The following is a 26,440-nucleotide window of genomic DNA, read 5'->3' as shown; positions in this document are numbered from 1 at the left end:
CCGTCTGGAAGCAGGAACGGCTCCATTTCAGACCGGGAAGTCTCCCGTCTCTTAGCATGAGCATAGACGGGGGAGCGTTTTGGTTTTCACCCCTAATCAAAACCGGTACAATGAAATCATCTCAACAACAAAAGAAGGAGAGAGCTGATGAACGAATTGTACCATTTGATCGTGCGGACTGAGCGGGAACGGGAACTGTACGAACAGGCGCGGCACCTCGCCGGGCGGTTCGCGGCGCGAGCGGCGAATTATGACGAACAGGCGGAGTTTCCTTTTGCCGATTTTGCCGATTTAAAGGAAGCGGGTTTCCTTTCGTTCACTGTTCCAACTGAATACGGCGGCCAAGGGGCGTCGCTTTATGAGTTGGTGTTGGTGCAAGAAGTGCTTGCCCAAGGCAGCGGTGCTACCGCCTTGTCGTTCGGGTGGCATGCGAGCATCTTGATGCGTCTGTTTTTGCTTCGCCGCTGGCCGCAATCGATGCTCACCCGCTTGGCCAAAGAGGTGACAGAACACCATGTGCTCATTAACAGCGCCCATTCCGAGCGGGCGACCGGCAGCCCCGCGCGCGGCGGCAAGCCGGAAACGTCCGCCGTCCTTCGCGATGGCCGCTGGGTGCTCCGTGGACGAAAGGCATTTGCGTCGTTAGCTCCGGCGTTGGATTACGTACTGATTTCGGCCACAATTGAAGACAGCGGCCAAGTCGGGGAATTCCTTGTGCCGATGGCGTCCCCGGGTGTCCGCATCGAGCCCGCATGGAACACGCTCGGCATGCGGGCGACGCGCAGCGACGATCTCATCTTAGATGGTGTCGAGATCGAACAGGAAGCGTTGGTGGAGATGCTGGAGAAACCGACCGGTGCAGTGCCGGCGCAAGGATGGCTTTTGCATGTCCCGGCATGCTACTTAGGGATCGCCATCGCCGCCCGCCATGAGGCGATCCGCTTTGCCCAAACGTACCAGCCGAACACGTTGTCGCAGCCGATCGCCTCAACGCCGGAGGTGCAGCGGAAAATCGCCGAGATGGAGTGGCGCCTCGTTCACGCCCGCCATTTTCTGTACACCATCGCCGACTTGTGGGACCGTTATCCCGACAAACGGTCCGAGATGAAGGAGGAATTGGCAACCGCCAAGCTTGTTGCTACGAACACCGCGCTTGAGGTCGTCGATTGGGCGATGCGCATCGTTGGCGGGCAAAGTTTATTCGCTGATAACCCACTCGGACGCTATTATCGGGATGTCCGCGCCGGTCTGCACAATCCGCCAGCCGATGACTTAACGCTCGCATGGCTGGTAAAACGGGTGTTGGCCAATCACCCGCCAAGCGAACCAAGCAACCATTAAAAGGATTTCCTCTCCAGGGAAAAGGGCGGGAGAAGATGCGGCGGAAATCAAAAAAAGCTGTCCCTAACGCAAGGGCAGCTTTTTTTGATGAAATTACTTCATATCGAGCGCTGAACGCAAAAATTCCGGCAAGGCGAAACATTGGCGGAAGACAGCATCATTGACATATTTCGTATCACTTGGAATCGCCGTCTGCGCCGGAAACTCAAGCGGCCGTTTGGAGCCGATCGTAAAGCTCCACAGCCCGCCCGGATACGTCGGCACAACCGCCGTGTAGACGAGCACGTGCGGGAACAATTCGCGAATGTTGCGGTATGTCCGCTTTAAAATATCCAAATGGAAAATGGGCGACTGGCTTTGGCACACCATCAACCCGTCCTCTTTTAACGCCCGGTGCACGTTGGCATAAAACTCTGGTGAAAACAGCGCCTCAGCCGGGCCGACCGGGTCGGACGAGTCGATCATAATGACATCGTACTCGTGTTCCTTCCCGTGCACAAAGGCGACACCGTCGCCATAAATGAAGTGGACGCGCGGGTCGGATAAATTGCCGGAGACGGCCGGCAAATGTTCTTTGCACGCCCGGACGACCTTTTCATCAATTTCCACCATCTCGATCGCCTCGAGGCGGGCATACTTGGCTGCCTCCCGGGCTGCCCCGCAGTCGCCCCCGCCGATGATCAGCGCCCGTTTGGCTTCCGGATGAAACTGAAGCGGCACGTGCGAGATCATTTCATTATAAATATGGCCGTCAATCGAGGTCGTTTGCACGACGCCGTCTAGCACGAGCATGCGGCCAAAATCATACGAATCCAAAATCATGACATGCTGGTACTCAGACGGCTCGGCAAAGATCACCTCTTTGATCCGGTAGCTGATTTTCAAATTGTCGCGGTCATCTTCGGTGAGCCAAAGCTCTCCGTTGTCCATATGCAAGTAAGGGGGTAAAGCGTTTCCTTGCTGTTTCATTGTTACCTCCTTTGGTTTTGCAGTTTTTTCTCACACCTTTCTAATCTTAATATATTATGCCCGCGGTGGCAAACAAAGGGGTTTACCGGCCGGTGCCGGACGTGTTCATCCCGCCGCCCATGTTCGACGACTGGTTGCGTTTTTCCGGCCGCTCCTCGTCTTGGCCGCAGCCGGCACAAAGGCTGACCGCTAACGCGCAAATGGCGGCAAGCGGCATCCATCGTTTTCGCATCCTTTCCTCCTCCTTTCGTTTCAATCATAAACCGAGACGGCGGGCGACGACCGTTGCCGCCCGCTCCCCTGAGACGACCGTCCCTTCCATCGTCGCAAAGTACGGCTGGCGCGTATAGTCTCCCGCCAACGTCAAACCGGGCCCATCTGTTCCTTCGTGCGGCGATGCTTGCTTATAGTGTGCCTGCTTGGGCGCAAAATAAAACTCTCCGGCCGAAGCCGGAGAGCCGTTATTGGCTGTGCCGCCCGCCAAGCAATAGGCGGAGCGGGCCGCGGTTTTCAAGCAAATCGGCAAGCGTATAGGCGTCCAACACCCGCAAAAATGCTTCCAGCGCTTCCTGCAGCACGGAGCGAAGCCGGCAGACAGGCGTCAAGACGCATTCATTGCCATGAGCGGCAAAACATTCGACGAGCGACAAATTGTCCTCGGTTTCGCGGACGACCGCACCGACGACGATCTCCTCCGGTCGTTTCGCAAGGCGAATTCCGCCGTTGCGTCCGCGGATCGTTTCGATGTAGCCAAGCTTTCCGAGCTCATGGACAATTTTGCTTAAATGATGCTCAGAGAGGGAAAACGCAGCGGAAATTTCTTTAATATTTGTTTTTTCGCCTTCATCGAGCGTTCCTAAAAACAGCAGCACACGCAACGCATATTCTGTATAGTTCGTCAGCTGCATGGTCATCCACAACCTTTAGACGAGATGGTTGCTTCCATTGTATCACACCTGTCTCTAGGAGGGAATTGTGAACAATTTGTTAAAGATGCATTTGAAATATTGCTTTTTCACTATGCGTATGGTTGAATAAAACATGTATTTAAAATACATGTTTTTGTGAGGGGATGACACATGGCTACGACAACGGCTTTGCACCCAAAAACGATTGAGATCGTCAAATCGACCGTACCAGTGTTGGAGCAGCACGGCGAACAAATTACCAAACGGTTTTACCAACTGATGTTTTCCAACCATCCGGAATTGTTGAATATTTTCAACCATGCCAACCAAAAACAAGGGCGGCAGCAACGCGCTCTGGCGGCAGCCGTATACGCAGCGGCGCGCTATATCGATCAGCTCGATGCCATTTTGCCGGTCGTGCGGCAAATCGGCCATAAGCACCGGAGCTTGGGCATCAAACCGGAACAATACCCGATTGTCGGAAAACATTTGTTATTGGCAATCAAAGACGTGCTTGGCGACGCCGCCACCGATGAGGTGATGGCGGCTTGGGCGGAAGCGTATGAAGCCATTGCCTCAGTCTTTATTCAAGTCGAAGAGGGGATGTATAACGAAGCGGCAGCCAAACCGGGCGGTTGGCGCGATTTCCGTCGCTTTGTTGTCGCCAAAAAAGTGAAAGAAAGCGACGTCATCACGTCGTTTTATTTCGAGCCGGAAGACGGCGGCGCCATCAGCGACTATTTGCCGGGCCAATATGTGAGCGTAAAACTGGACATCCCTGGTGAAACGTATACGCACATTCGCCAATACAGCTTATCCGACGCTCCCGGCAAAGGGTATTACCGCATCAGCGTCAAACGGGAAGCAGCAACGGCGGAAAAACCGGCCGGCATCGTGTCGAACTATTTGCATGACCACATTCACGAAGGCGATGTCGTCGAGTTAAGCGCTCCAGCCGGGGACTTTACGCTTGATTTGACGAAGGAAACCCCAGTTGTGTTGATCAGCGGCGGCGTGGGGATCACCCCGCTTTTGAGCATGGCCAGCACAGCGGCCATCCGTCAGCCGAATCGTTCGGTGACGTTTCTTCAAGCTGCCCTAAACGGCCGCGTGCAGGCGTTTGACGAAGAGTTGCGGACGTTGGCCGAACGCCCGTCGTTTGCCTACTATCTCTGTTACGAGTCGCCGTCTGAAGACGACCGCCGTCATCCGCATTTCAGCAAAGAAGGACGGATCGATCTTGCCTGGATGCAAACGGTTATTCCGACGAAAGACGCTGACTTCTACTTCTGCGGCCCGGTGCCGTTTATGAAAACGGTCTATCGCGCCTTAACAGAGTGGGGCGTGCCGGAAGAACGCATCCATTACGAATTTTTCGGCCCGGCCGGCGATTTGACGAAAGACTGACCGATCATTGTTCCATCAACAGGAGGCATCCCCACCAAGGGGATGCCTTTTGTGATGGAGAATATCAACAATTCTCCTATTTGGCGTCAACCTTTGCTACAATGTCTGTAGTGAAAATTTAGGCACAATCTGTTGGCAAGAAGAAAATTTTTCTGTATGATGGAAGGCAAACGACTGCAGGAAAAGGGAGAGAAAATCGATGACGACGTTTCGCCAACATCGCTGGCAATCATTCTTGCAAGGGTATGAACAGCGCGCCCGGCTGCTCATTTCCTGTCCGGACCGCCCAGGCATTGTCGCCGCGGTCACGTCTTTTTTGTATGAACATGGCGCCAATATCGTCGAGTCCAGCCAATACTCGACCGATCCAGAAGGAGGCACGTTTTTCCTCCGCTTGGAGTTTGACTGTCCCAACATTGCCGATCGAAAAGCGGCGATCGAGGCGGCGTTTGCCCCGATCGCCGCTGAGTTCGGCATGGATTGGCAGCTTCGCCTCCATAACGATATTCGGCGGATCGCCATTTTCGTCTCGAAAGCGGAACACTGCTTGCTTGAACTTCTTTGGCAATGGCAGGCAGGCGAACTGATCGCCGATATCGCGCTCGTTGTCAGCAACCACCCGGATTTGCGCGATGCGGTCGAACCGCTCGGCATCCCGTATGTGTACATTCCGGTGACGAAAGAAACGAAAGCCGATGCCGAGGCGGAACAAATTCGTCTGCTTCATGAATATCGCATCGATACGATCGTGCTCGCCCGCTACATGCAAATTTTATCGCCGGCGTTTGTTGCCGAATTCCCGGGGCGGATCATCAACATCCACCACTCATTTTTGCCGGCATTTATCGGCGCCAGGCCGTACGAGCGGGCGTATGAGCGCGGAGTGAAGCTGATCGGCGCTACATCCCACTATGTCACCGATGATTTGGATGAAGGGCCGATCATCGAGCAGGATGTCGCCCGTGTCGATCACCGCCATCACCCTGACGATTTGAAACGGATCGGCCGCTTGATTGAAAAGACGGTGCTCGCTCGGGCGCTCAAATGGCATTTGGAAGACCGGGTCATTATTCACGGCAACAAAACGATCGTGTTTTACTAACAGGCAGCAGGGAAGGACATTTCCTTCCCCTTTGTGATATAATGGAAAGAAAGCGGAACCAAGCAGGAATCCGCCGCCTAGAAAGCGAAATCCAATGGAAAGGAAGGAGGGCATGCAATGGGGGAGAAACGGACGCCTAGCGGTTTTCTGTTAAAACAACGTGCGTTTTTAAAATTATATTTGATTACGTTGACGGAGCAGGAACGGTTGTACGGCCTGAAGCTGCTCGATGTGCTGCGTCAGGAGTTTAAACCGTTCGGTTATCGCCCGAACCATTCAGAAGTGTACAAAGCGCTCCACGATTTAATCGAAGACGGCATTTTAAAACAAGTGAAACAGAAAAAAGAGGGAATGAAGTACCAGGAAGTGGTGTATTACCGGTTCGCCGAGGGCGGGCAGGAAAAAGCGAAACTGTACAAACGGCAGCTGAAAGCGGAACTCGACCGATGCGCGGCGCTCATTCGCAAGGCGATTGAGGACAACTACAGCTAGGAGCGCCCTGTTTTTCCTTCTTCATCTTATTTACATAATATAATTATAGTATACTTCGTTTGTTTTGCGTCCTGGCGGGTGATTTAGTAGAATGAGAGGGAAAGATGGCGACAGAAGGGAAGACATCACATGATCACATGGCCATTGGTTGTAACCGAAGAAATGAAAAAGCGAAAAGAACTGTTCCACCGCGACCCGGATCGGGTGTTGGTCGGGTCTGGCGGATATACGGCCGAAGACGAGGCCATCCTCCATGATGCGGCAGTCGCGCTCGCACTTGGAAAAAACGTGCTCTTAAAAGGACCGACCGGATCCGGAAAGACGCGGCTTGCGGAAACATTGTCAGCCTTGTTTGGGCAGCCGATGCACAGCATCAACTGCTCCGTCGACCTCGATGCCGAAGCGCTGCTTGGGTTTAAGACGATCGTGCACCGTGGCGGCCAGGCGGTGATTGATTACGTTCCCGGCCCGGTCATTCAGGCGATGACAAAAGGCCATTTGTTATACATTGATGAAATCAACATGGCCAAACCGGAAACGCTCCCGATTTTAAACAGCGTCCTCGATTACCGGCGCCGGCTCACCAACCCACTCACCGGCGAGGTCGTCGAGGCGAAGCCGACATTTGGCGTCATCGCAGCGATCAACGAAGGCTATATCGGCACCGTGCCGCTCAACGAAGCGTTAAAAAACCGGTTTGTCGTCATCGATGTGCCGTACGTGCAAGGAGCAACGTTAAAATCGGTGCTGTTGGCGCAAACTACATTAACGGACGAAACGTTGATCGACCGTTTCGTTTCTCTGTCAGCCGACTTGCTCGCGCAAGTGCGAAACGGGCAAGTCGCCGAGGAAGCGGCCTCGGTGCGCGCCCTGTTGGATGCGTGTGACTTGGCCGCGTATATGCCGCCGTTGCGCGCCATTGAACGAAGCATTGTCGATAAGCTCGACGATGAGCGGGAACGGGCTGCGGCGCGCAACATCGCTGAAACATGGTTTGATGAGTAGGAGGCGGCATATGGAACGGTTTATGATGTTCAACGACCGGCCGATCGACTCGTTTTTGGTCATGCAGCTTTCCGATCTCGCCCAAACGCTTGCCCGCAGCCGCCGTTGGACAGTGGAGTTTGCCGCCCACTCCGGCGTGCATTTGGCCAAGCAGACGATTTATGTCAGCCAGTTGTGGGATGTGTACCCACTTCCGGATAAAGAACGGGCGATGAAAAGCGACGTCGCCTTGCGGATGGTTGGCACATACCGGCATACCGATGCGGCTGCCGTCCGCGCCTTCCGGCGGACAGCCGAGGCGCAGCGGCTCCCAAAACTGTTAAAGCAGCTGTTTTCCTTCGCTGAAGATCTTCGCCTAGAGGCTGTCTGCGAGCGGGAACGGCCGGGGTTGAAACGTTGGTTTCGCGCACGCCGCCGCTTGCACCGCCGCTATTTTTTCCAGCAATGGCAGGCGAACCGGACGCGGGGTGCCTTGGCCGATCAATTTTTGGCCGCCATGTATTTGCGGCTGACCGCGGATTCGCCGCTTGACGATGTTCCGCTCGCCCCGATGGCGGATGGAGCCGGACAAGCGCGCCTTGAAGCGCTATGGCCGCAATTTTTTGACGCCTCATCGACGGCGGAAACGGCCCGCTGGGCGTTGGCGGTTGTAGAGCTGATGGAACGTGTGCTGCCAGGGGATATGGTAAACGCCTACACGTCGCTGCCGATCGTTGATCATGATGAAGAACGGAAGATGACGCTTCACGATTTAAAGCGGACCGATCCGTTGGAAAACCGCGATACATTGAATGATTCCCCAAGCGGGGAAGTGCACCGGCAAGTGCTGTCAACCTGGCATCGGGAAACGAGTCGAACAGGCGGGAATTTTCTCCGCTTTGAGTTGGAGCGCGGCACGCGCACCGGCATGTTTGGCGACGGAGCGCGGCCAGGTGAGGACGGAGATCAGGCGCTCGCCATCGTCCAAGGAACGTCGCGGCCGACGAAGCGAAACGAATATGGTCCCGAGGCGCACGCCTCCTTCGGCGACCATCCGTCTACCGGAAACGGTGCACCGTATGGCGAGGTGAACCGTCAAGCCGGTCTCGTTCTTCTTCCTACCTCGCCGCCAAGTCCGACTCATCTCGAGCAGTACCGCACCAAGCAGGCAGCGGTGGCGCCGTACCGGAAGCGGCTCGTGCGCGTGATGGAGCAATGGCTTGAGCATCAGCGCAGCGCCTGGCGCACTAACTTGCCCGCCGGGCGGCTGCGCAAACAGTTAGTGCCGTTTTTCACCGAAGAGCGGCCGCGCCTGTTTTACAAAAAAGGCGAGCCAGCGCGGCGGTTTGATGCAGTGTTCGGGCTGTTAGTTGATTGTTCAGCCTCGATGCATGACAAAATGGAGGAGACGAAAACCGGCCTTATTCTTTGCCACGAGACGCTGAAAACGCTGCGGGTGCCGCACGCCATTGTTGGATTTTGGGAAGATGCGAACGAAGCCACCGCTTCTTGGCAGCCAAACTATATGCAAATGGCCATATCGTTTCGCCAGTCATTGGAGCCATCAAGCGGCCCGTCGATCCTGCAGCTTGAGCCGCACGAAGACAACCGTGACGGATTCGCCATCCGTTGGATGACAGAACAACTCCTCTGCCGTCCGGAAGCACAAAAAGTGCTGCTCGTGTTTTCCGATGGCGAACCGGCCGCATATGGCTACGAACAAAACGGCATCATCGATACACATGAAGCGGTCGTCGAAGCGCGGCGCCGCGGCATTGAGGTCGTCAACCTCTTTTTAGGCCGCGGGGCGGATGACGAACCGACGCGACGAACGATCGAAAACATTTACGGCCGTTTCCGCGTCTTCGTACCACATGTCAGTGAGCTGACGGACCGGCTGCTTCCGCTTTTGAAAACGTGGCTGCAAAAAAGCTTGTGACAAAAAGGATGGGAAACGATGATCAAATTATTTACCGACAGCGATTTAGACGGTATCGGCTGCGGGTTGCTCGCCAAACTGGCGTTTACGGAAGTAAACATTTCGTTTTGCTCCTACCGGAATTTGGATGAACGGGTCGCCCGGTTTCTACAAACTGAAGAAGCGGACAACGCCATGCTGTTTATCACCGACTTGGCCGTCGGCAAGGATGTTGAGCAGCAGCTCGCCGAACGGGCCAAGCGCGGCGGTCATGTGCAAGTCGTCGATCACCACGTGACGGCACTTCATTTCAATGACTACCCGTGGGGGTGGGTTGTGCCGGCCGATGGTGACGGCAAAAAAACGTGTGCGACTTCTCTTTTTTATGAATACCTCGTCCGGGAAGGGAAACTGACGCCAAGCGACTCGCTAGCAACGTTCGTCGAGCTCGTCCGTCAATACGATACATGGGAATGGGAAGAAAACGGAAATGTGCAAGCCAAGCGGCTCAATGATTTGTTTTCGATTTTGGGGCTCGACGGCTTTTGGGAGACGATGAGCGAGCGTCTCGCCTCCGGTGAACCGTTCGCCTTGACCGAAACGGAAGAGCTGCTTTTGGATACGGAAGAAAAGAAAATTCAACGCTACATCCGGCAAAAACAAAAGCAGCTCGTTCAACGCTGGCTCGGTGATTATTGCATTGGCGTTGTGTTTGCCGAGCGGAATCTTTCCGAACTTGGCAACGCCTTATCGAAACGATACCCGCATCTGGATCTCATCGCTATGGTCAATATGGGGACAAAGCATATCGGCTTTCGTACCATTCACGATGACGTCAATGTTGCTGAGTTCGCTAAGCAGTTTGGCGGCGGCGGCCACCCGAAGGCATCGGGCTGCTTTGTGGATGACACGACCTTCCCGCTGTTTGTCATCGAAACGTTCCCGCTTGCACCCGTTTATGGCGATGCGGAACAAAACCAACTGAACAAGCGGGAAGAGGCGGAAGGCGTGTTTTGGACGAATCATCATGGCCAATGGTGGTTAAGCCGTCAGACGGAACGAGGATGGACATGGTATGCCGACGGGGGAGAAGCTCGTACATTCCCCGATGAAGCCACGGGCGAACGCTGGCTGAAGCGGCAGTTTGCCGCAGGGCTTGCTCACGATGCCGCTGTGCTTGAGTTTTTAAGCGCGCGGCTCGGCCGGGATAAAGATGCCATTCAAGCCGACTATCCGGCAGCTGTCAAGCAATACAACCAACAAACCGGCATCGAACGATGATGCCGGTTTTCACACGATTGAACGGGGACGGGGGGACTGCATTCCGTGCAGCGGTTAAAAAACGGCTTTGTCACAGCAACGCGGCACAGAAATGTTAACATAATTGTAACAGTTTTGGTGTTTAGGAAAAACAGTCTTCGATTATAATGGAATTAACTATATAGGGGGTGAAAAAGGTGAAGCAGTATGTCTTTTCCTTCCAGACAGATCAAGGAAAGACGGTCGTGTGGGAAGAGGCGATCTTGGCGTCCGGAATGATGGAAGCCTTTTCAAAAGCCCAACGGCTCCTTATCAAATATAAACAAGAAAAAGGCGTGCCGGTTCGCATTCGGTATAAAGGAGTCCGCTATCGCCATACCGATATTGCATAACGTTGAAAGTTGAAAAAAGAAAGGATGGGAGCATGCCTTTCCTGCGACAATCGACACGCAGCGGCTAACGTGCAGTGTTTTCTTGAGACACTCGGGAACACTGCACGTTTTTATTTGATTTGCACCCGCACGCGATCAGGAAGGTGAGACGGATACGGAAAATGATTGCGGCGAAACACATACTGCTCCGGCACAAGCCATGAACGGCGCAAAAACCAAATCGGCGACTCTTGATTTTCCGGCACGACACTTCTTGTCAACAAATATGGACGAGCTCTCATCATCATGCAACTCCTTTACGAACCGACGTATGCTCGCTATCATGCGTATGCTGCAAAACCGTTCATTCATGCCGGATGGCGTTGTTTTTTTGTTTTCGTCTCACTATCAAAAGATTACTTGTTATTGAGACAAAACCGAATATAACTTCCTATAATTTATATTATGTAAACTTATCAATTTCCCCGAAATCCAGTTTTCGTTTTTCCGCCAAAAGCCGCTGAAATTCCTGTTCAAGCTCTTCGTTTGGCTCAATGCTCAAGCGGCTCAGCACCTCCGCTATTTTCGTCTCGAGTAAAAGCCGCTCGTCTTCTGTCGTATTGCGCGTATCGCGATGTTTTTGCTGCTCATATTGTTTATATGTTCCGTCAAACAGTTGAATTTCTTTATGGCGAATCACCAATATACGTGTAGCGACATTCTCAATGAACCGACGGTCATGGGATACGAAAATGACGGTTCCTTCGTATTCTTGTAATAGCGATTCCAATGCGCTCATCGCTTCAATATCGAGGAAGTTTGTCGGTTCATCTAAAATGAGCGTATTGATATCACTGACGAATAATTTAGCAAGCGCGACTTTTACCCGCTCACCGCCGCTTAAAACTCCTACGGGTTTATAAACATCATCTCGGAAGAAATGCAGCCTTGCCAAGACGGTGCGAATAAGCGTTTCATCTTGTTTCGATGTGGAGCGTACATTCTCCAAAATCGACTGATGAACATCTAAAATATTTAAGTTTTGGCTAAAATACCCCATTTTCACCGCTGGGGAAACTATAATTCCTTCTTCTTGGTCAACGATCTTTTTCACTAAAGTAGTTTTGCCGCTCCCATTCGGGCCGATAATCGCGAGCTTCTCGCCCCCACGTACATGAAAGCTCGCTTTATTCCATAGAACACGTTGGCCGATCACGCCTGCGACCTCTTGCGCTCGAATAATGATTCGATCTTTAAACGTATCCTCGTTAGGCAAGTTCATTTTGATGGGAGCCAGTTCCTTTATTTTTTCCACTTTTTCTAGTTTCTCTAATCTTGTTTCGATGGCTTTGGCTGCTTTTTGCAACTTTTTTTGCTTTTTCGCAAAATACGGCTTCGCCCCGGTGATTTTCGCTTCCGATGGGCTCACCTTCTTTCCGGAAACTTTTGTGGCTCTTTCCGCTTTTCGCTTTTTTAGTTCCAATGCTCTCTCTAGCGCTTGTTTCTTTTTTTCATAATTTTCATAAGCTAACTGTTGCTGTCGGCGTTCCTGTTCTTTTTGTTCCACATAGTCGCTGTAACGCCCTTTATACTCTTTGACCTTCCCTTCATGAACTTCCCAGATGGTGGTGCAAAGCGCATCGAGAAACGCCCGGTCGTGGGATACGAGGATAAACGCTCCCTTCCATTGCTGTAACTGCTTTTCTAGCCATTCGATATGCTCTTGATCTAAATGGGTCGTTGGTTCGTCCGCCAACAAAAGCTCCGGGTCTTTAGTCATCAAATCGCGAATATAGGCTTGTGTCACTTCTCCGCCGCTTTTCGCAGTGTCCATCTGCTTTAACTGTGGCAACAATTCGCATCGAGCATGGCGAACCACTCTTCTCTTTTCTGGGGCAATCATTCCTGCCAATATGTTTAACAATGTCGTCTTGCCGCTGCCATTACGCCCCACTAAGCCGATGCGGTCATTTTTATAAATGGTCAATCGATCGACATCAAGTAATAACCGGTCTTTCACATAATGTTTGATATTGAACGCTTCTAGAAGAATCATATGATCATCCCCATTTTTGATTTTACGGGGACAAAAAAGCCCCCTATCCATTTTCAGAATAGGAGACACAACTATAAAGACTCATATTCACCCGTGGTGCTAGTTGAGTTTTAACACTCAACTAGCCTAAGAACAACAAGCGAGTAAGCCAGTAAAATACCATCCAGTGCCGTTTCAAATCCAGAAACCGAGTTCGCTCGAATCTCGGTGATCCGATACGAATCGACTAAAATCGAAAACACGGTTTCAATCACTTTGCGTTTTCGTTTCATCCACTGTTTCCATGCGTCGGATTGGAGAATTCGCTGATTTTTTCGAACGGGCGTCCAAAAAGCGACTCGATGCTCTTCGTACAGCTTCTTTTGCAGTTTTTGGCTGATATACCCTTTGTCACCTAGGTTATATGGATGTGGAATTTGCGTCATGACGGTTTCAGCGGCCACCCGATCGTGACAAGACGCTTCAGTGACGACATATCCCATCGGAAGCCCTTGGTCGGTGACCTGCAGATGAAGTTTCAACCCATAGAAAGCGATCTTTTTCGAAGCACAATAGCCAATATCCGCAATTCCACGAAACCGTTTGGCGCGATACATTCGGGATGAATGACACAGCTCGATCGGCAAACTGTCCACGACCGCATACGCATGGTGTTGTCCACGCTTGGCCAGCTGGTGCCGCATCCACTTGATCGCAAAGCCAAGCGCTCGGCAGCGACGGTTGTATCGAGAACGTTCAGGGAACAAGTCCTTGGAAAACAAATTCCCGATCACAAACCGGTGCCAAGCCCGTTCGGAAGTGAAGCCTAACAACTTTCCAAGGACATGGACGGCGATGATGACCTCGTCCTTCTGTTTCAACAAATGAAGATTTCGACGTTGAAGATGAATCTGGATACTCGATAGTTGAGCTGATACAAAACACAAAATCGATACATATTGTTTTTGAAGTTTGGCTCGATCTGTTGTAAAATGAAAGTGCTCTTGCATGTGAATTCTCCTTTTAAATGTTTGGTCGCACTTTCATTTTAAGGAGATCCTCATGCAAGGGCTATTTTTATGCTTGTCTGATTTTATCTAGCACCACGGGTTCATATTCATTCACTATCCCATCCCTTTATTCCCCCGTATTGCTGTTACAGACCACTTAATCGATTTCTTTCAATTTTCCTCTTTTAGCGGGTAACAACAGGTACTGGGCCAATACATATACGGGAAAAAAGAGAAGAATAAGCTCATTAAAAAACGCTGTGTCAGCCCTTTATTTAAACAAGCGGTCATGGCCAATCGTTATACATTCACTCCACATGCAAATATTGTTTTAAATCTCTTTATTTCCTCCCATAATGTATACGTTCTCGCTCTCGGTTAAATTCTTCATGCAATTTCCCTTGTTCGTATTCCATCAAATAATTTAATGTCTGCTCAATGGCTGCTATTTTCATTGTTATTAATATATCCGAAGAAGTATCATCGTCATCTAATAATGTTCTCTTGTATTTCTCTAGTTCCAAAAGGCGCTCCATTATTTCTTTAAATCCTCTAATGGTCTTTTCATCCTTGTAAATAAAATCACGTTCGAAATCAATATCCTCTAATTCCTGTTTATATTTGTTAATCGTGTTATCACGCATTTGTCTTGCAAAATCAGCTTTCCTTTGAACCGGACCAAAACGAAATTTATTTCTCCATGATAAAAATGTACTTTTAGGCACGCCTAACTCGCTTGCTCCTTCCCAAGGAACAACATCTCTAATCACGCAAAGTTCATACATAATCTCTTTCAACGGCTTACCGTACTTTTTTTCTACAATTTCTTGATAATCTTTATTTGTCATCATTGGAATCACATCCTTATTGTGAGTTTTTCGCTAAATGTAAAAACGCTATTTCAGGAGCTAGCAGGTGCCAAGCACAGTCCCTTCCTACTCATCTTTTACCCTTTTATGAACTTCTTCTTCCGTTAGGTCAAATATATTGCAATATCGGCAATGCTCATTCCTTTTGCAATCTTTTTTTCGCATTTTTCAATTCGATTCGTTCACTTTCAGTATAACCCTTTTTGCTTAACAGCGCAGCGGCGATCGAGTTGTCAATGCGAATATACCATCACACAAACGGCAATGCCCTTTCATACTGCGAACGCGGATGAATCAGCCCGCGGTTATGGAAAGTAGAGCTCAAATCGGCGTAATGAATCGTTATCGGCAAACGTGTCTTCAACATGGAATGAATATGCATAAACGATAGCTTATATACATCAGAAACAATCTCATGAACCGACAGACTATTCGTTTTTTGAACAATTTTTACAAGTTGAGCCATGCCTACAGACTCTCTCGGATCTGTCGCACATAAATACGCCGTGTTTCCTTTTGAATAGTATATTCCTTGCTTTGTCACCCATTTTTTATTTGAATAAATAGCCATTCTTCTTCGCGGTTTTTTTATGATTTCTACAAAATCAAAAGGAATTTGAAATGATCGCAAATAAGCTTGCAAAAAATCTAGATCCTCCCGACAAATACCATCGCGGTGAAAAGTAATATGCCGCGGCTTTGCTCCATAGGTTTGTTCGTAGCTGTATATGCTTTCATTCACAATCTCTTCCATTGTGGAATTAGCGATTATTTCCCCTGCTTCCGCCGTGGCAACTAATTTCTGTTTAATGATTTTTCCATCGCGTCCAATCACCTGAATGATCCCAGAGGCGTGCTTTCCGTACTCATGGCTGACATCCAAGCCAATGAAGCAATCTGAATGCATCGGGCTGGCCAAGATCCAAGGCTGAACTCCTGCCTTGGCATAAATCCCTAGCAAAATATTATAGTAGTGAAAGATATTATTTTCCGTAACTAAAGAAGAAGTGAATCCAACAAATTGCGTCATTAAGTCTTCTTTTCCGCCAAATTCTTTTTTAATCGTAACGTAGGCGCGATCAATATTTTCTTCTGTTCCAATAACCACGACGACCGTTCCGCGGAACTGGTCAGTAATGGATTTCAAATGATACGACAGGTTATCTTGTTTCAAAAAGTCTTTAGGCAATTGACCGTATAGTTGACGCGGCTGATCAGAAACATTAAGCTTTACTCCAAGTGCTTCAGACATTGATTCTAGCTTTTTTACAAAACACCCTACTTCTTTTCGCTTTTGTGGGTCATAGTTCAGCTGTGGATCGACGAAATAGCTGACGGTTACATTGCTCGGTTCATACACTCCCGACTGCTTAAGCCCCCTATAAATCTCATTTGTTTTATATCCTTGTCCAAACTCCATTATCGGGGAATCAAGCTCATTAACATCATAGCCTAGGTTAACCGCCCGTACATTTTCTTTTTGGAACGTCAACACTTGCTGTTGACTAAGCAAGCGGAACGCTTCTGTATAAAGCTTAAACATTTTTTCATGCGGTGACAGCTTAATCAGGCGATTCACTTTCTTCGTCATCGATGGCGGCAATTGCTCGTATGAACAAGTTAATTTTAGCAAATGGGGCAAATATGGAAGAAGATGACCGTCTCTGTTTTTTACATGTACGACCGGTGTTTTTTCATGAACCCCTTTTAGCTTCCACAGTTCATTTTTTTCTAAGTAATAATCAATGACACTTTGTTGTAAAAACGGACTTTTTTGCCCGGCTGTATAGTCAGCCATCCCTACAAAAGTGTAATAGTATGCTCGTCTATTAAATGGATCGACAACCTCCATTCCTTCTTTAAGAATCGATGGATCATTATTGATCACATCTTGCAATGTTTTTCGATATTCAAAACGGTGCTGATAATCAAAACCAACGAAAATATCTCCATTTTCTTCGACTGAAAAGGAAATATAGATCGCCGGATGAACGCTAATTTCGCCGACATGCATAGACTGTCCATTGGCTAAACGGAATAAGTCGTTATCCATCTTATAGCTGCTCTTACAACGATTCTCTAATTCTTTCTTTAATAATCTTTCCAAAATTGTTCTTTCCATAGGCAAAGAACATTGAATGGGCCGATATTCGTGCTGAATATAACGATGATCTCTCCAATGACAAATCTCTTCAAACGACGCTATATACTGTCCATGCGCCGTCACCGTTATGTACGAATTTAGCTTTCTCAGTTCATAAGCAATCGAGTGGGCATAAGAATATTTTTCGTGCGGATTAGATAAAGGAATCGTATAAAGATGAATGGCAATATCAGACGCTTTTTCATTCGCCTTACATTCAGAAAAATAATAGTGGTTCACAATTTCACCGCCTTTCCAAATTGATCCATCGTCTATTATATCATCATCCTTCGGAATTATAGTAAGAATAGAACAATTCGAAATAAAAATCTGAATTAAGCATCATGTATGAATCCAAAAGGAACCCGACAAATCGTGTTGTATGCGATTATATAGCTATAATGACTGATTATTATGCTAAGCAACTTTATATAAACCGTATTTTACCTAGTTTCACTCTTACTGTCTTATATATCCCAATAACAATCTTCGCTGATTGATAAATCCGTTAAATGATTAGTCCATTTAACACCCGTTACTGTAGATGAGCAATTTTCATAACAATAATTACCATGTAAAAAGAGACAAATAGGGTACCCCTTATGCCACATGGAGCTGTTTTTTGACAACATCAATGGGAATATTTTGTTTTGCTGCACAATAAATGAACTCCACGAGGTGATGTCCTTTTCGCTTGCGCAGGAGATCGAGCCCATCCGAAACATCGCGGTTCGACTCGAATAGGCTGTACACATAAGAGAGTTGCACCAAAATCCAATACCGTTTCATCGCTCGAACCTGACGAACACGGCACCCATCGAGTTTCAGCTGGTCTTTCGCTTGATGAAAAAAGCATTCGATCGACCAACGCTGGGCATAGCAGCGCAAGATCTCTTCATCGCTTAGCTCCCGGTCGGTGCTCAAGATGCAGTGAAGATGTTCGGGTGTCATCGGTTGATCGGCTTTCCAAGCGAGCAGCACCACCGCATGGTCGAGGCCGTTGAGCGCTCCTTCGCAACGATAGACGCGATAGCGCTCTTCTCCCACCGTGACGAGGTGAGTGTCGTCTGGTTCGATAGAGCGGGCCAACTGCTTCGCTTGGACGGCGATGCCGTTCGGATCAAGAATCCGGTTCGTCTTGAGCATCGCGATGACGTGAAATCCTTTTTTCAGACAGGCTTCCACGAGTGCTTTCGATGGATGCCATGAATCCATCAGCACATAAACGGGACGGCGTACATCCAACGAAGAAAGCATCTCAATCGCGAGTTCCCCTTTGCTTTTCCCCGCCGTCTTGTCGTAGAGACGAAAGGCAAAGGGAAACGCCTGGGTCATCGTATGAACCATGAGCCAAACAAGAGAATGTCCCCAAATCGATTTTTTCTCTGAGTGAGAATAATGCCAATCACATCCCTGAATAGCGTGTGTTGCCCGTGACGAAGGCTTGGTTTTTTGGCAAATCGTATCATCGATCGAAACAAACAAGGGGTGATTCTCCTGTTTGGCGATGCGTTCGACACGACGAAGGATCCACTGCTGGAGTTTGCGAAGCAGCGTTTCTTCCTCCCAAGGACTTTTCGTGAAAAAATGGCTCAGTGTCGTGCGATGGTTCGGATGAAAGCTCCCATGATGAAGATCGGTCAACGTTCCCGAAAAGCCTTTTGTGATCATCGCATCGACGATATGAACGAGATGCTTCATCACAGGTTTTGAAAAATAAAGCGCCAACCCCAGCGTCGTGAAAAACTTGTGAATTCCTTGATGATGTGCGAATCTATTCATGAGACATGAACCTCCTTGTGTGAATGGTTGGTTGGCACATCTATTCTAACCAAGGAATCGGGTTCATGTCTCCTTTTTTGTTTGGATGTAAATTTATGTTAGCGAATTTGCTCATCTACAGACCCGTTATTATACTGTCAGTAAAATCAAAAGCGTTCTCGATTTCTTCAATGTTACTTGCAATAATCAACGAAACCGCCTTCTTCCAGAAATAAAAACTTTGTGCATTTGAGAAATATTCTTTTTCCTCTGAAGACAGATTTGGTGATTGATAAAGGAAGATCATGATAGCAGCACATCTTAGAAGAAAATGGTCATGAACCATGTTAATGTAGTCAATTTTTTGCTGCCATTTTAACACGTTGTAAAGATGACTGCTAGCAATAAACAAAGCAATTCGTAAATACGAAAAGGTCCCTCTCCTAACTCACATTTCGCACCCTCTCGACCAAAATCGGGAGGATTTTTTCATCCCGATGTCGAATAGGTCCTTGACACACAAGGAATGCAAAGGAGTTTTTCCATCATGGACGTTCGAATTCGGGCGATTTATGAAAGTTCCTATTTGAATATAATAAGTACCATTTTCAAAGATCTTGGCCTCCCTCAGCTGATGGACCGGCTGGTTCCGGTGGATCCTCAATGCCAAACCCGAGCCAGTGATGTGGTCGGGCTGCTTCTCTTGGATATCTTGAGCGGCCGGCAAGCCCTCGTTCATTTGGAACGGTGGGCGCATGACATCGACTTGCCCAAGCTGATCCGGCCAGGATTGGATCCGTCTTGGTTCAACGACGATGCCATTGCTCGCCATTTGGACCGGCTGTATGAGGCCAATATCCATCAAGTCCTGTCGTCTTGCCTCGTGCAAATTGACAAGAAAGAAAGCCTCCCTCTCCGTGTCTTTCACGCGGATACGACAGGCAAGACCGTTTACGGCGCGTACGAGTCCCCTTCGTCAGAGGGGGTGGCGATTACGTATGGCTACAATCGGCATCATCGCTGGCAAAAACAGATTGGTTTTGGGCTGATCGGCAATGAAGACGGCATTCCGTTTTACGGCGATGTGCACGACGGCAACATGCCTGACAAAACGTGGAATCCCGAGGTGCTGTCCCGTGTCCATGAACAGCTCAAACAAGCCAAGATCGAAGACGAATGGATGTATGTGGCGGATTCCGCCGCGATGACGAAAGACACCTTGGCGCAGACGAAAGCCGCCAATGCCTTTTTGATCACCAGAGGCCCTTCATCGCTCCGAATCGTCAAAGCCGCTCTGGCGGAAGCGGATGTCCAACCCGATCCAGCGTGGAGCGACTCCTTTTCGTTGGCCGAGAAAAACGGCGCCGTGTATCAGGTATGGGAAACGGTGGGAACGTATGAAGGCCACCCCGTTCGGCTGATCGTCGTCGAATCGAGCGCGCTCGACCAGCGCAAAGGAAAAACACTCGAAAAAGAGCGGGTCAAAGAAGCGGAGCTTCTTCGAGAGGAACAAGTCCGTTGGGAGCGCCACCCCTTCTCCTGCCGCGAAGACGCCGAACAAGCCTTGGCGTCCCTCAAGGCGTTCCTTCGCCCCCGGTTTCATCGGGTGGAGGCCGCGGTCGAAGAGATCGTGCGCCCGAAAAAACGGCGCGGCCGGCCGAAAAAAGGGGTGGAACCCGAGGTGGAGACGCTGTATCTTTTGCGCCTGGACGTCGAATTCGACCAACAGGCATGGGAACAGGCAAGACGGAAAGCGTCCCGGTTTGTCCTCGTCACGACCGTTCCGAAGGAATGGAAAGGCCAAACGATGGATGCTCGAGAAATCTTGAAGTTGTATAAAGGGCAAATCTCGGTGGAAATGAACTTCTCCTTTCTCAAAGATCCGTTCTTCACTGACGAGATTTACGTCAAAAAGCCAGAACGGGTGGCGGTGTTGGGCTATTTATTTCTCTTGGCCTTGGCGATTTACCGTGTCTTTCAGCGCCGCGTGCGTCCGTTCATCACACCGGAACGCCCGTTAAAGGGCGCCGGAGGCCGCAAGCTGACCCGGCCGACCGGGCAAGCGATTTTTCAGTTGTTTGAGTATGTGAAAGTCGTCCTCCTCAAGCTGCCGGATGGACGCATCCAACGCGCGCTAGGAAAACCGCTCACCTACGAGCAGCGAAGGATTCTGCAAGGGTTGGGAATGGATGAGAGCATTTACGTGTAACGTCATACGGAACGACTAGCGATGGTAAAAAAAGGATTTCCATCGCTAGTCGTGTTGGTCAAAAAGTTATTCTAAAAAACTAAATAAAAAATCCTTTGTTTCTACCTTGTTAGGGTGCGAAATGTGAGTCCTAAAATAAAAAGAGCGACACGATGCCGCTCCTCTTCTTGGTTTGTCATCCATATGAACAACAGCGTTTATTCATAATTTGAAAAAACCCGTGGTGCTAGATAAACTCAAACAAGCATAAAAATAGCCCTTGCATGAGGATCTCCTTAAAATGAAAGTGCGATCAAACATTGAAAAGGAGAATCCCTATGCAAGAGCACTTTCCTTTTACTACAGATCGAGCCAAGATTCAAAAGCAATATGCCGCCATTTTCTGTTTTGTCTCTGCCCAACTGTCATCGATTCAGATGCACCTGCAGCGCCGCAACCGCCATTTGGTCAAACAGGAAGACGCCGTGGTCATCGCGATTCATATTTTAGGAAAGTTGCTCGGTTTTACATCCGAACGGGCATGGCATCGCTTTGTCACGGGAAATTTGTTCACAAACGGCTCGTTTCTCGAACGTTCCCGGTACAACCGCCGTTGTCGGGCGCTGCGCTTCGCCATCAAATGGATCCGCCGTCGTGAGCAAAACGCGGCCAACATCATGCCTATGCCGTCGTCGACAGCTTGCCGCTCTCGTTGTGCCATACCGCAAGAATGCATCGCGTCAAACGGTTTCAAGAGATCGCCGACATCAGGTATTGTGCTTCGAAAAAGCAATGGTACTACGGGTTTAAGCTGCACCTTCAAGTTACAGATCAAGGTCTGCCGATGGGATATGTGGTGACGGAAGCATCTTGTCATGATCGAATCGCAGCCGAAAGCGTCATGACCCAAATTCCTCATCCCTATAACTTCGGAGACAAAGGGTTTATTAGCCATGACTTGCAAAAAAGGCTGTACGAAGAATACCAAATGGCGCTTTGGACTCCGTCTCGAAAAAACCAGAAACATCGTCCGCCTGAGACATGGGAGCAGTGGATCAAACAAAAACGCAAAGTGATCGAGACGGTGTTCTCGGTTCTGGTTGACCACTATCGTATCACTGAGATCCGAGCCAATTCGATCATCGGATTTGAAGTGGCGTTAGACGGTATATTGCTAGCCTATTCTCTAGTTACACTTGGGCTAGTTGAGCGCTAAAGCTCAACTAGCACCACGGGTATTATGTTAACTTAAAATAAAGAGAAAAGGAAAGCCACTACCTCCACTCCCTCTGCGACTCGCCGCAACCGCAGCAGAAAACTATATGTAATTCAATATTTCACGCGGCGCAAAGTCGTCGATTTTCTGCAATTCGTCTTTGCTCCACCATTTGAGCCCTTTCAGTGTATCTTTTTCGTTTCTTGTCATCTGTTCAGTAGACAATGCGGTATCGGATTGGATCGTGATTTGATAATAAATCTCCCGGCTAATAAAAGAACCATGTTTTCCTTCAATCCATACATCCAGTTGGAATATGGGCTCGTCGAGAACATCAACCACTATGCCTAGCTCTTCGTATAATTCTCTTTTTAGGGCTTCGACCGGGGTCTCGTTTTCTTCTATACCCCCTCCTGGAGTAACCCATAACACTTTATTTCCTGCCACGTCCCGAAATTCAAATTTCTGAAGAAGAATTTCGTTTCGCTCATTGATGATCACTGCTCTAGCACATTTGCGTATCCTCATTGGGAAAACTCCTTCTTTTCTTTGTTTTGTCAAAGATTCATATTTAAACTAAGAGAATCATAAAATAGAATAATTCCTGCCCCGCCCTTCAATCTGATCCTTGTATCCGATCAGTGTGTTCTTCATGGTATTCGGATAGCCTGCCTTGAGTCTAAGCTCTTTTAGAGGCATCGCTGGATTCTCAACCATGATCTTTTGAATTCGTATTATTTCTTGTGAATCATATGCTGCTTTATAAGCCATAAAAGGTGAGACATAGTCGCTGATATTGACAAAGGTGAGTTCTTCGTGTCCCGTCCATTTATATAGTTTGATTTGCTGTTGAAACTTCATTAAGTTATTTCCTTCAATAAGAAACCGGTATATTAAATCACTTTTTATCTTGGCAGTATTGGACGATTCAAGATAATTTTGTTCCAACAAAAATATAACCATCCCCATAAATGTATCCACTATTTGCAAAGGTATTGATTTAACAGAGTTTTGAGAAAGGACATTAACAACGCGGTAATTTTTATTGCGATAAGCCGAATGTGCATTCATCTGTTCAATGATTTTCGTTTCAAGAAAAAGCTTATCATACTCATCATTCTGGTCTACCTTAATCTTCACCTTAATCGTTCCAGATTCTTGACTTGATAAATCCCGAGTCATTCCATAAAATAATCTTTCCGGTATTTTGATATAGAATAAGTTTCTTAGTTCAGTCGCCGTTAATCCGATTTTCTGTGCCGCATACAAAGCATCCCTATTATTAACGGTTAAAATATTAATCTGTACATTCTCATTAATAACCGTATGAAGAGTTTGAAAATATTTCTTGACAAGGTTGTCTTTCGTATACTCTCGAAAATGAAGTTCACTAAAAGAATTACACTGTTTAAAGATGTTTCGAACTTGCTTAACAACCCTTGCCATTGCGGCATCGGTTCCTCCGTAAGCTCCATAGTAAGAATAGTCAGCGTTAAACTGGTCGAGCTTATTGCTCTCATCAAAATAGATTAAGTATTGCATATTTAAAGTAAACTCCTTTACTTTCCATACATAAATTCATTTTGTGTTGACGAAAACACGTTTATACCTTACAATCATAAAAAGAAGGTGTTATTTTCCCCGCCACCGTTGGGCAGGGCTGATAACATCTCAACGTGCGGCAGGATAGCTTTTCCCCGCCACCGTTGGGCAGGGCTGAGCTATCTTTTTATTTTGACGTGAACATTTGTCCTGTCCCTTTCCCTATATTTATTATTTGACCTTGATTTGATTCTGCCGCAATCATACTGAAAAACACATAATTTGTCAATAAAATACATACTATTCTCAATGATTCTTCGAAGGATCTTCCCTCTCTGCAAATTTCTGAAACATAAAAACAGGTCATCAAGCATTCCAGTTTTCTTTCAGCAGACCGTTCTTTTTGCCCCACAACAAGTCTAAAAAGAATCACTGGATAAAAAAGCAGCTTGCCCCAAACGGGCAAGCTGCTTTTTTCGCCGGTCAAATGGTGACCGACTCTTTGGCTTGTTTCAAATGAATGTCAAAGCGGTCGGCGTTCATCACTTTCACCCATGCGTTGATAAAGTCGCGGACGAATTTCTCTTGGTTGTCGTCTTGGGCGTAAAGTTCCGCGTACGAACGAAGGATCGAGTTGGCGCCGAAAATGAGGTCGACCCGGGTGGCCGTCCACCGCACTTCGCCTGTTTGCCGGTCGCGGATTTCATAAATGCCGCCTTCGGTCGGCACCCATTCGTAGTTCATGTCAACCAAGTTGACAAAGAAGTCATTCGTCAGCACCCCGATGCGGTCGGTAAAGACGCCGTGCGGCAGATCGCGATAGTTCGCGCCCAACACCCGCAAACCGCCGATGAGAACGGTCATCTCGGGTGCGGTCAATCCGAGCAGCTGGGCTTTGTCAACAAGCAGCTCTTCCGGCGGAACGCTGTACGCTTGTTTTTGATAGTTGCGGAAGCCGTCGGCGAACGGCTCGAGCACTGCGAAGCTGTCGACATCGGTTTGTTCTTGCGTCGCATCGCCCCGCCCCGGGATAAACGGCACTTTGACATCAAACCCGGCGTCGCGGGCCGCTTTTTCGACCGCGGCGCTGCCGCCTAGCACGATGAGGTCGGCGATGCTGACGTTTTTCGGCAGTTCGCGCTGGATGTCTTCATACACGGCCAATACTTTGGCAAGCCGCTCCGGTTCGTTCACTTCCCAGTCTTTTTGCGGGGCAAGGCGGATGCGGGCGCCGTTGGCTCCGCCGCGCTTATCGGAGTTGCGGAACGTGCTGGCTGCCGCCCATGCCGTCTTGACGAGTTCGCTGACGGTCAGGCCCGAGTTCAAAATTTTCGCTTTGATTTCCTCGATTTCCGCATCGGTCAATTCATAGTCGACCGTCGGAATCGGGTCTTGCCAGATGAAATCTTCTTTCGGCACTTCCGGACCTAAGTATCTCGTTTTCGGCCCCATATCGCGATGGGTCAGCTTGAACCAGGCGCGGGCGAATGCATCGGCGAATTCATCCGGGTTTTCATGGAAGCGGCGGGCGATTTTTTCGAATTCCGGATCAAAGCGAAGCGCCAAGTCGGTCGTCATCATCATCGTCGGGACTTTTTTCGACGGATCTTCCACATCCGGTGCGAGATCTTTTTCATCCGGATCAACCGCCATCCATTGCCATGCTCCGGCTGGGCTTTTCGTCAGCCACCAGTCATAGCCAAACAGCATGTCGAAATACGACATATCCCATTGGGTCGGTGTTGGCGTCCACGCGCCTTCAATGCCGCTCGTGATCGTGTCGCGGCCTTTTCCTTTTCCGTATGAGCTGATCCAACCGAGCCCTTGCGCTTCAATCGGGGCGGCTTCCGGTTCCGGGCCGACGTGCGAGGCCGGACCTGCGCCGTGCGCTTTGCCGAACGTGTGGCCGCCGGCGATCAAGGCGACGGTTTCTTCGTCGGTCATTCCCATGCGGCGGAATGTTTCGCGGATGTCACGGGCTGCTGCTTTCGGATCCGGCTTGCCGTCAGGGCCTTCCGGGTTGACGTAAATGAGCCCCATCTGCACAGCGGCGAGCGGATTTTCAAGTTCGCGATCCCCGCTGTAGCGTTCAGAAGCGAGCCATTCTTTTTCCGCACCCCAGTAAATGTCTTCTTCCGGATGCCATACATCTTCCCGGCCGCCGCCAAAGCCGACCGTTTTGCCGCCCATCGATTCGATCGCGACATTGCCGGCGAGCACCATCAGGTCAGCCCAGGAAATTTTGTTCCCGTATTTTTTCTTGATCGGCCAAAGCAACCGGCGCGCTTTGTCCAAGTTGGCGTTATCCGGCCAGCTGTTTAACGGCGCAAAGCGCTGCGTGCCGGTCGAAGCGCCGCCGCGGCCGTCACCGATGCGGTACGTTCCCGCCGAATGCCACGCCATACGGATGAACAGCGGTCCGTAGTGGCCATAATCAGCCGGCCACCAGTCTTGGCTTTCCGTCATCAGTTTGCGCAAGTCTTCTTTTAACGCCCAGTAGTCGAGCTTTTGAAACTCCTCAGCGTAGTTGAATTCTTCATCATGAGGATTCGTTTTCCGGTCGTGTTGGTGGAGAATGCTTACATTCAATTGATTCGGCCACCAGTCTTTGTTCGTCGTCCGATTCGAAGATTGATTCGTGATGCTTCCATGAAACGGACATTGAGCTGCGTTGGGACGATTTTGATTTTCCATCACTCTTCCCCTTCCCTTGGAAAGTTTGAATCATTAATTTTAATTGATAATGATTCCTATATTAAAATTATAATAAATTAATATTTAATAGTAAAGTATAAAGATTATATTTTAATAATCATCCTTCTCTTTGAAGAAAACCCCCAGATGCCTCAGGAATCTCTCCCTTTCCTCCCGATAGACAATGGGCAGGGGGCGCTTGTCTGCAGCTTCTCTAACAAACCGCATGC

24 protein-coding genes and 1 pseudogene are annotated in these 26,440 nt (G+C 49.0%); 11 read left to right on the top strand and 14 right to left on the bottom strand.

What is annotated here, in order from left to right:
• Window positions 1–147 precede the first annotated feature (147 nt).
• A complete protein-coding gene (locus tag M493_RS08250) occupies window positions 148–1,341 on the top strand; it encodes an acyl-CoA dehydrogenase family protein (protein WP_020959865.1) in 1,194 nt (397 codons plus the stop codon).
• 93 nt (window positions 1,342–1,434) lie between these two features.
• Here the strand turns inward: M493_RS08250 and speE are convergent, their stop codons facing one another.
• The 4 genes from speE to nsrR all read right to left on the bottom strand — a co-directional run bounded on the left by speE (window position 1,435) and on the right by nsrR (window position 3,218).
• On the bottom strand, window positions 1,435–2,310 hold the full coding sequence (speE, locus tag M493_RS08245) for a polyamine aminopropyltransferase (RefSeq protein WP_020959864.1): 876 nt from the start codon (window positions 2,308–2,310) through the stop codon (window positions 1,435–1,437).
• A gap of 82 nt (window positions 2,311–2,392) precedes the next feature.
• A complete protein-coding gene (locus M493_RS18680; protein WP_020959863.1) occupies window positions 2,393–2,542 on the bottom strand; it encodes a hypothetical protein in 150 nt (49 codons plus the stop codon).
• A gap of 24 nt (window positions 2,543–2,566) precedes the next feature.
• Window positions 2,567–2,794, bottom strand: a complete 228-nt coding sequence (locus M493_RS18970; RefSeq protein WP_023817615.1) for an FAD-dependent oxidoreductase — start codon at window positions 2,792–2,794, stop codon at window positions 2,567–2,569.
• Window positions 2,772–3,218, bottom strand: coding sequence for a nitric oxide-sensing transcriptional repressor NsrR (gene nsrR, locus M493_RS08240; RefSeq protein ID WP_020959861.1), 447 nt, complete (start codon window positions 3,216–3,218; stop codon window positions 2,772–2,774). Before nsrR ends, M493_RS18970 begins: the two co-directional genes overlap by 23 nt.
• 171 nt (window positions 3,219–3,389) lie before the next feature.
• Here nsrR and hmpA point away from each other — a divergent pair, with 171 nt between their 5' ends.
• The 7 genes from hmpA to M493_RS08205 all read left to right on the top strand — a co-directional run bounded on the left by hmpA (window position 3,390) and on the right by M493_RS08205 (window position 10,773).
• The gene (hmpA, locus tag M493_RS08235) at window positions 3,390–4,625 is read left to right on the top strand and encodes an NO-inducible flavohemoprotein (protein ID WP_020959860.1); all 1,236 of its coding nucleotides are present in this window, start codon (window positions 3,390–3,392) and stop codon (window positions 4,623–4,625) included.
• Between the two features lie 199 nt (window positions 4,626–4,824).
• Window positions 4,825–5,727, top strand: coding sequence for a formyltetrahydrofolate deformylase (gene purU / locus M493_RS08230; RefSeq protein ID WP_020959859.1), 903 nt, complete (start codon window positions 4,825–4,827; stop codon window positions 5,725–5,727).
• 117 nt (window positions 5,728–5,844) lie between these two features.
• Window positions 5,845–6,219 carry a helix-turn-helix transcriptional regulator gene (locus tag M493_RS08225; RefSeq protein ID WP_020959858.1) on the top strand — a complete coding sequence of 125 codons (375 nt, stop codon included), beginning with the start codon at window positions 5,845–5,847 and terminating at the stop codon, window positions 6,217–6,219.
• A 129-nt stretch (window positions 6,220–6,348) separates the two neighbouring features.
• Window positions 6,349–7,224 (top strand): ATP-binding protein, encoded by an 876-nt coding sequence (locus M493_RS08220; RefSeq protein ID WP_020959857.1) that lies wholly within the window; start codon window positions 6,349–6,351, stop codon window positions 7,222–7,224.
• Between the two features lie 10 nt (window positions 7,225–7,234).
• A complete protein-coding gene (locus M493_RS08215; RefSeq protein ID WP_020959856.1) occupies window positions 7,235–9,142 on the top strand; it encodes a nitric oxide reductase activation protein NorD in 1,908 nt (635 codons plus the stop codon).
• A gap of 18 nt (window positions 9,143–9,160) precedes the next feature.
• Window positions 9,161–10,402: a DHH family phosphoesterase gene (locus tag M493_RS08210; protein ID WP_020959855.1), complete on the top strand. Its 1,242-nt coding sequence runs from the start codon at window positions 9,161–9,163 to the stop codon at window positions 10,400–10,402.
• A gap of 176 nt (window positions 10,403–10,578) precedes the next feature.
• A complete protein-coding gene (locus M493_RS08205) occupies window positions 10,579–10,773 on the top strand; it encodes a hypothetical protein (protein ID WP_020959854.1) in 195 nt (64 codons plus the stop codon).
• 110 nt (window positions 10,774–10,883) lie between these two features.
• Here the strand turns inward: M493_RS08205 and M493_RS18550 are convergent, their stop codons facing one another.
• From M493_RS18550 to M493_RS08185, 5 genes are all read right to left on the bottom strand, one after another.
• A complete protein-coding gene (locus M493_RS18550) occupies window positions 10,884–11,054 on the bottom strand; it encodes a hypothetical protein (RefSeq protein WP_235183453.1) in 171 nt (56 codons plus the stop codon).
• A 161-nt stretch (window positions 11,055–11,215) separates the two neighbouring features.
• Entirely contained in the window at window positions 11,216–12,808 is a 1,593-nt protein-coding gene (locus M493_RS08200; RefSeq protein ID WP_020959852.1) for a Vga family ABC-F type ribosomal protection protein, read from the bottom strand.
• Window positions 12,809–12,918: 110 nt separating this feature from the next.
• On the bottom strand, window positions 12,919–13,797 hold the full coding sequence (locus M493_RS08195) for an IS982-like element ISGth1 family transposase (RefSeq protein WP_020959851.1): 879 nt from the start codon (window positions 13,795–13,797) through the stop codon (window positions 12,919–12,921).
• 341 nt (window positions 13,798–14,138) lie between these two features.
• Entirely contained in the window at window positions 14,139–14,648 is a 510-nt protein-coding gene (locus M493_RS08190; RefSeq protein WP_020959850.1) for a hypothetical protein, read from the bottom strand.
• Window positions 14,649–14,916: 268 nt separating this feature from the next.
• Complete coding sequence (locus M493_RS08185; protein WP_023817613.1) at window positions 14,917–17,049, bottom strand: Piwi domain-containing protein; 2,133 nt, start codon at window positions 17,047–17,049, stop codon at window positions 14,917–14,919.
• Window positions 17,050–17,153: 104 nt separating this feature from the next.
• Between M493_RS08185 and M493_RS19100 the strand changes: the two genes are divergently transcribed.
• On the top strand, window positions 17,154–17,309 hold the full coding sequence (locus M493_RS19100) for a hypothetical protein (protein WP_081713468.1): 156 nt from the start codon (window positions 17,154–17,156) through the stop codon (window positions 17,307–17,309).
• 100 nt (window positions 17,310–17,409) lie between these two features.
• Here M493_RS19100 and M493_RS08180 read toward each other — a convergent pair whose 3' ends face one another.
• A complete protein-coding gene (locus tag M493_RS08180; RefSeq protein WP_020959848.1) occupies window positions 17,410–18,591 on the bottom strand; it encodes an IS701 family transposase in 1,182 nt (393 codons plus the stop codon).
• A 526-nt stretch (window positions 18,592–19,117) separates the two neighbouring features.
• On the opposite strand from M493_RS08180, the gene M493_RS08170 reads away from it, so the two are divergent.
• Together M493_RS08170 and M493_RS08165 are read left to right on the top strand one after the other, a co-directional pair.
• Window positions 19,118–20,779 (top strand): IS1634 family transposase, encoded by a 1,662-nt coding sequence (locus M493_RS08170; RefSeq protein WP_020959846.1) that lies wholly within the window; start codon window positions 19,118–19,120, stop codon window positions 20,777–20,779.
• Between the two features lie 317 nt (window positions 20,780–21,096).
• Window positions 21,097–21,974 (top strand): annotated as a pseudogene (locus M493_RS08165) (IS982 family transposase).
• 102 nt (window positions 21,975–22,076) lie between these two features.
• On the opposite strand, the gene M493_RS08160 reads toward M493_RS08165, so the two are convergent.
• The 4 genes from M493_RS08160 to katG form a co-directional block, all read right to left on the bottom strand.
• Entirely contained in the window at window positions 22,077–22,502 is a 426-nt protein-coding gene (locus tag M493_RS08160; RefSeq protein WP_020959845.1) for an NUDIX hydrolase, read from the bottom strand.
• 57 nt (window positions 22,503–22,559) lie between these two features.
• Window positions 22,560–23,516, bottom strand: a complete 957-nt coding sequence (locus tag M493_RS08155) for a DUF3800 domain-containing protein (RefSeq protein ID WP_020959844.1) — start codon at window positions 23,514–23,516, stop codon at window positions 22,560–22,562.
• Window positions 23,517–23,703: 187 nt separating this feature from the next.
• Window positions 23,704–24,003, bottom strand: coding sequence for a hypothetical protein (locus tag M493_RS18235; protein ID WP_128754825.1), 300 nt, complete (start codon window positions 24,001–24,003; stop codon window positions 23,704–23,706).
• Window positions 24,000–26,210, bottom strand: a complete 2,211-nt coding sequence (katG, locus tag M493_RS08150) for a catalase/peroxidase HPI (RefSeq protein ID WP_020959843.1) — start codon at window positions 26,208–26,210, stop codon at window positions 24,000–24,002. Before katG ends, M493_RS18235 begins: the two co-directional genes overlap by 4 nt.
• Between the last annotated feature and the right edge of the window lie 230 nt (window positions 26,211–26,440).

Origin of the sequence: Geobacillus genomosp. 3 (assembly GCF_000445995.2) — a bacterium.
Taxonomy (GTDB): Bacteria; Bacillota; Bacilli; order Bacillales; family Anoxybacillaceae; genus Geobacillus.
The sequence above is the reverse complement of the archived record's forward strand: the minus strand, read 5'-3'. Positions and strand labels throughout refer to the sequence as shown.

Bases quoted from the DNA above. Each gene is read 5' to 3' on its own strand.
- M493_RS08250 (WP_020959865.1), top strand. From the start codon at position 148: ATGAACGAATTGTACCATTTGATCGTGCGGACTGAGCGGGAACGGGAA.
- speE (WP_020959864.1), bottom strand. From the start codon at position 2,310: ATGAAACAGCAAGGAAACGCTTTACCCCCTTACTTGCATATGGACAAC.
- M493_RS18680 (WP_020959863.1), bottom strand. From the start codon at position 2,542: ATGCGAAAACGATGGATGCCGCTTGCCGCCATTTGCGCGTTAGCGGTC.
- nsrR (WP_020959861.1), bottom strand. From the start codon at position 3,218: ATGCAGCTGACGAACTATACAGAATATGCGTTGCGTGTGCTGCTGTTT.
- hmpA (WP_020959860.1), top strand. From the start codon at position 3,390: ATGGCTACGACAACGGCTTTGCACCCAAAAACGATTGAGATCGTCAAA.
- purU (WP_020959859.1), top strand. From the start codon at position 4,825: ATGACGACGTTTCGCCAACATCGCTGGCAATCATTCTTGCAAGGGTAT.
- M493_RS08225 (WP_020959858.1), top strand. From the start codon at position 5,845: ATGGGGGAGAAACGGACGCCTAGCGGTTTTCTGTTAAAACAACGTGCG.
- M493_RS08220 (WP_020959857.1), top strand. From the start codon at position 6,349: ATGATCACATGGCCATTGGTTGTAACCGAAGAAATGAAAAAGCGAAAA.
- M493_RS08215 (WP_020959856.1), top strand. From the start codon at position 7,235: ATGGAACGGTTTATGATGTTCAACGACCGGCCGATCGACTCGTTTTTG.
- M493_RS08210 (WP_020959855.1), top strand. From the start codon at position 9,161: ATGATCAAATTATTTACCGACAGCGATTTAGACGGTATCGGCTGCGGG.
- M493_RS18550 (WP_235183453.1), bottom strand. From the start codon at position 11,054: ATGAGAGCTCGTCCATATTTGTTGACAAGAAGTGTCGTGCCGGAAAAT.
- M493_RS08200 (WP_020959852.1), bottom strand. From the start codon at position 12,808: ATGATTCTTCTAGAAGCGTTCAATATCAAACATTATGTGAAAGACCGG.
- M493_RS08195 (WP_020959851.1), bottom strand. From the start codon at position 13,797: ATGCAAGAGCACTTTCATTTTACAACAGATCGAGCCAAACTTCAAAAA.
- M493_RS08190 (WP_020959850.1), bottom strand. From the start codon at position 14,648: ATGATGACAAATAAAGATTATCAAGAAATTGTAGAAAAAAAGTACGGT.
- M493_RS19100 (WP_081713468.1), top strand. From the start codon at position 17,154: ATGTATGAATCCAAAAGGAACCCGACAAATCGTGTTGTATGCGATTAT.
- M493_RS08180 (WP_020959848.1), bottom strand. From the start codon at position 18,591: ATGAATAGATTCGCACATCATCAAGGAATTCACAAGTTTTTCACGACG.
- M493_RS08170 (WP_020959846.1), top strand. From the start codon at position 19,118: ATGGACGTTCGAATTCGGGCGATTTATGAAAGTTCCTATTTGAATATA.
- M493_RS08160 (WP_020959845.1), bottom strand. From the start codon at position 22,502: ATGAGGATACGCAAATGTGCTAGAGCAGTGATCATCAATGAGCGAAAC.
- M493_RS08155 (WP_020959844.1), bottom strand. From the start codon at position 23,516: ATGCAATACTTAATCTATTTTGATGAGAGCAATAAGCTCGACCAGTTT.
- katG (WP_020959843.1), bottom strand. From the start codon at position 26,210: ATGGAAAATCAAAATCGTCCCAACGCAGCTCAATGTCCGTTTCATGGA.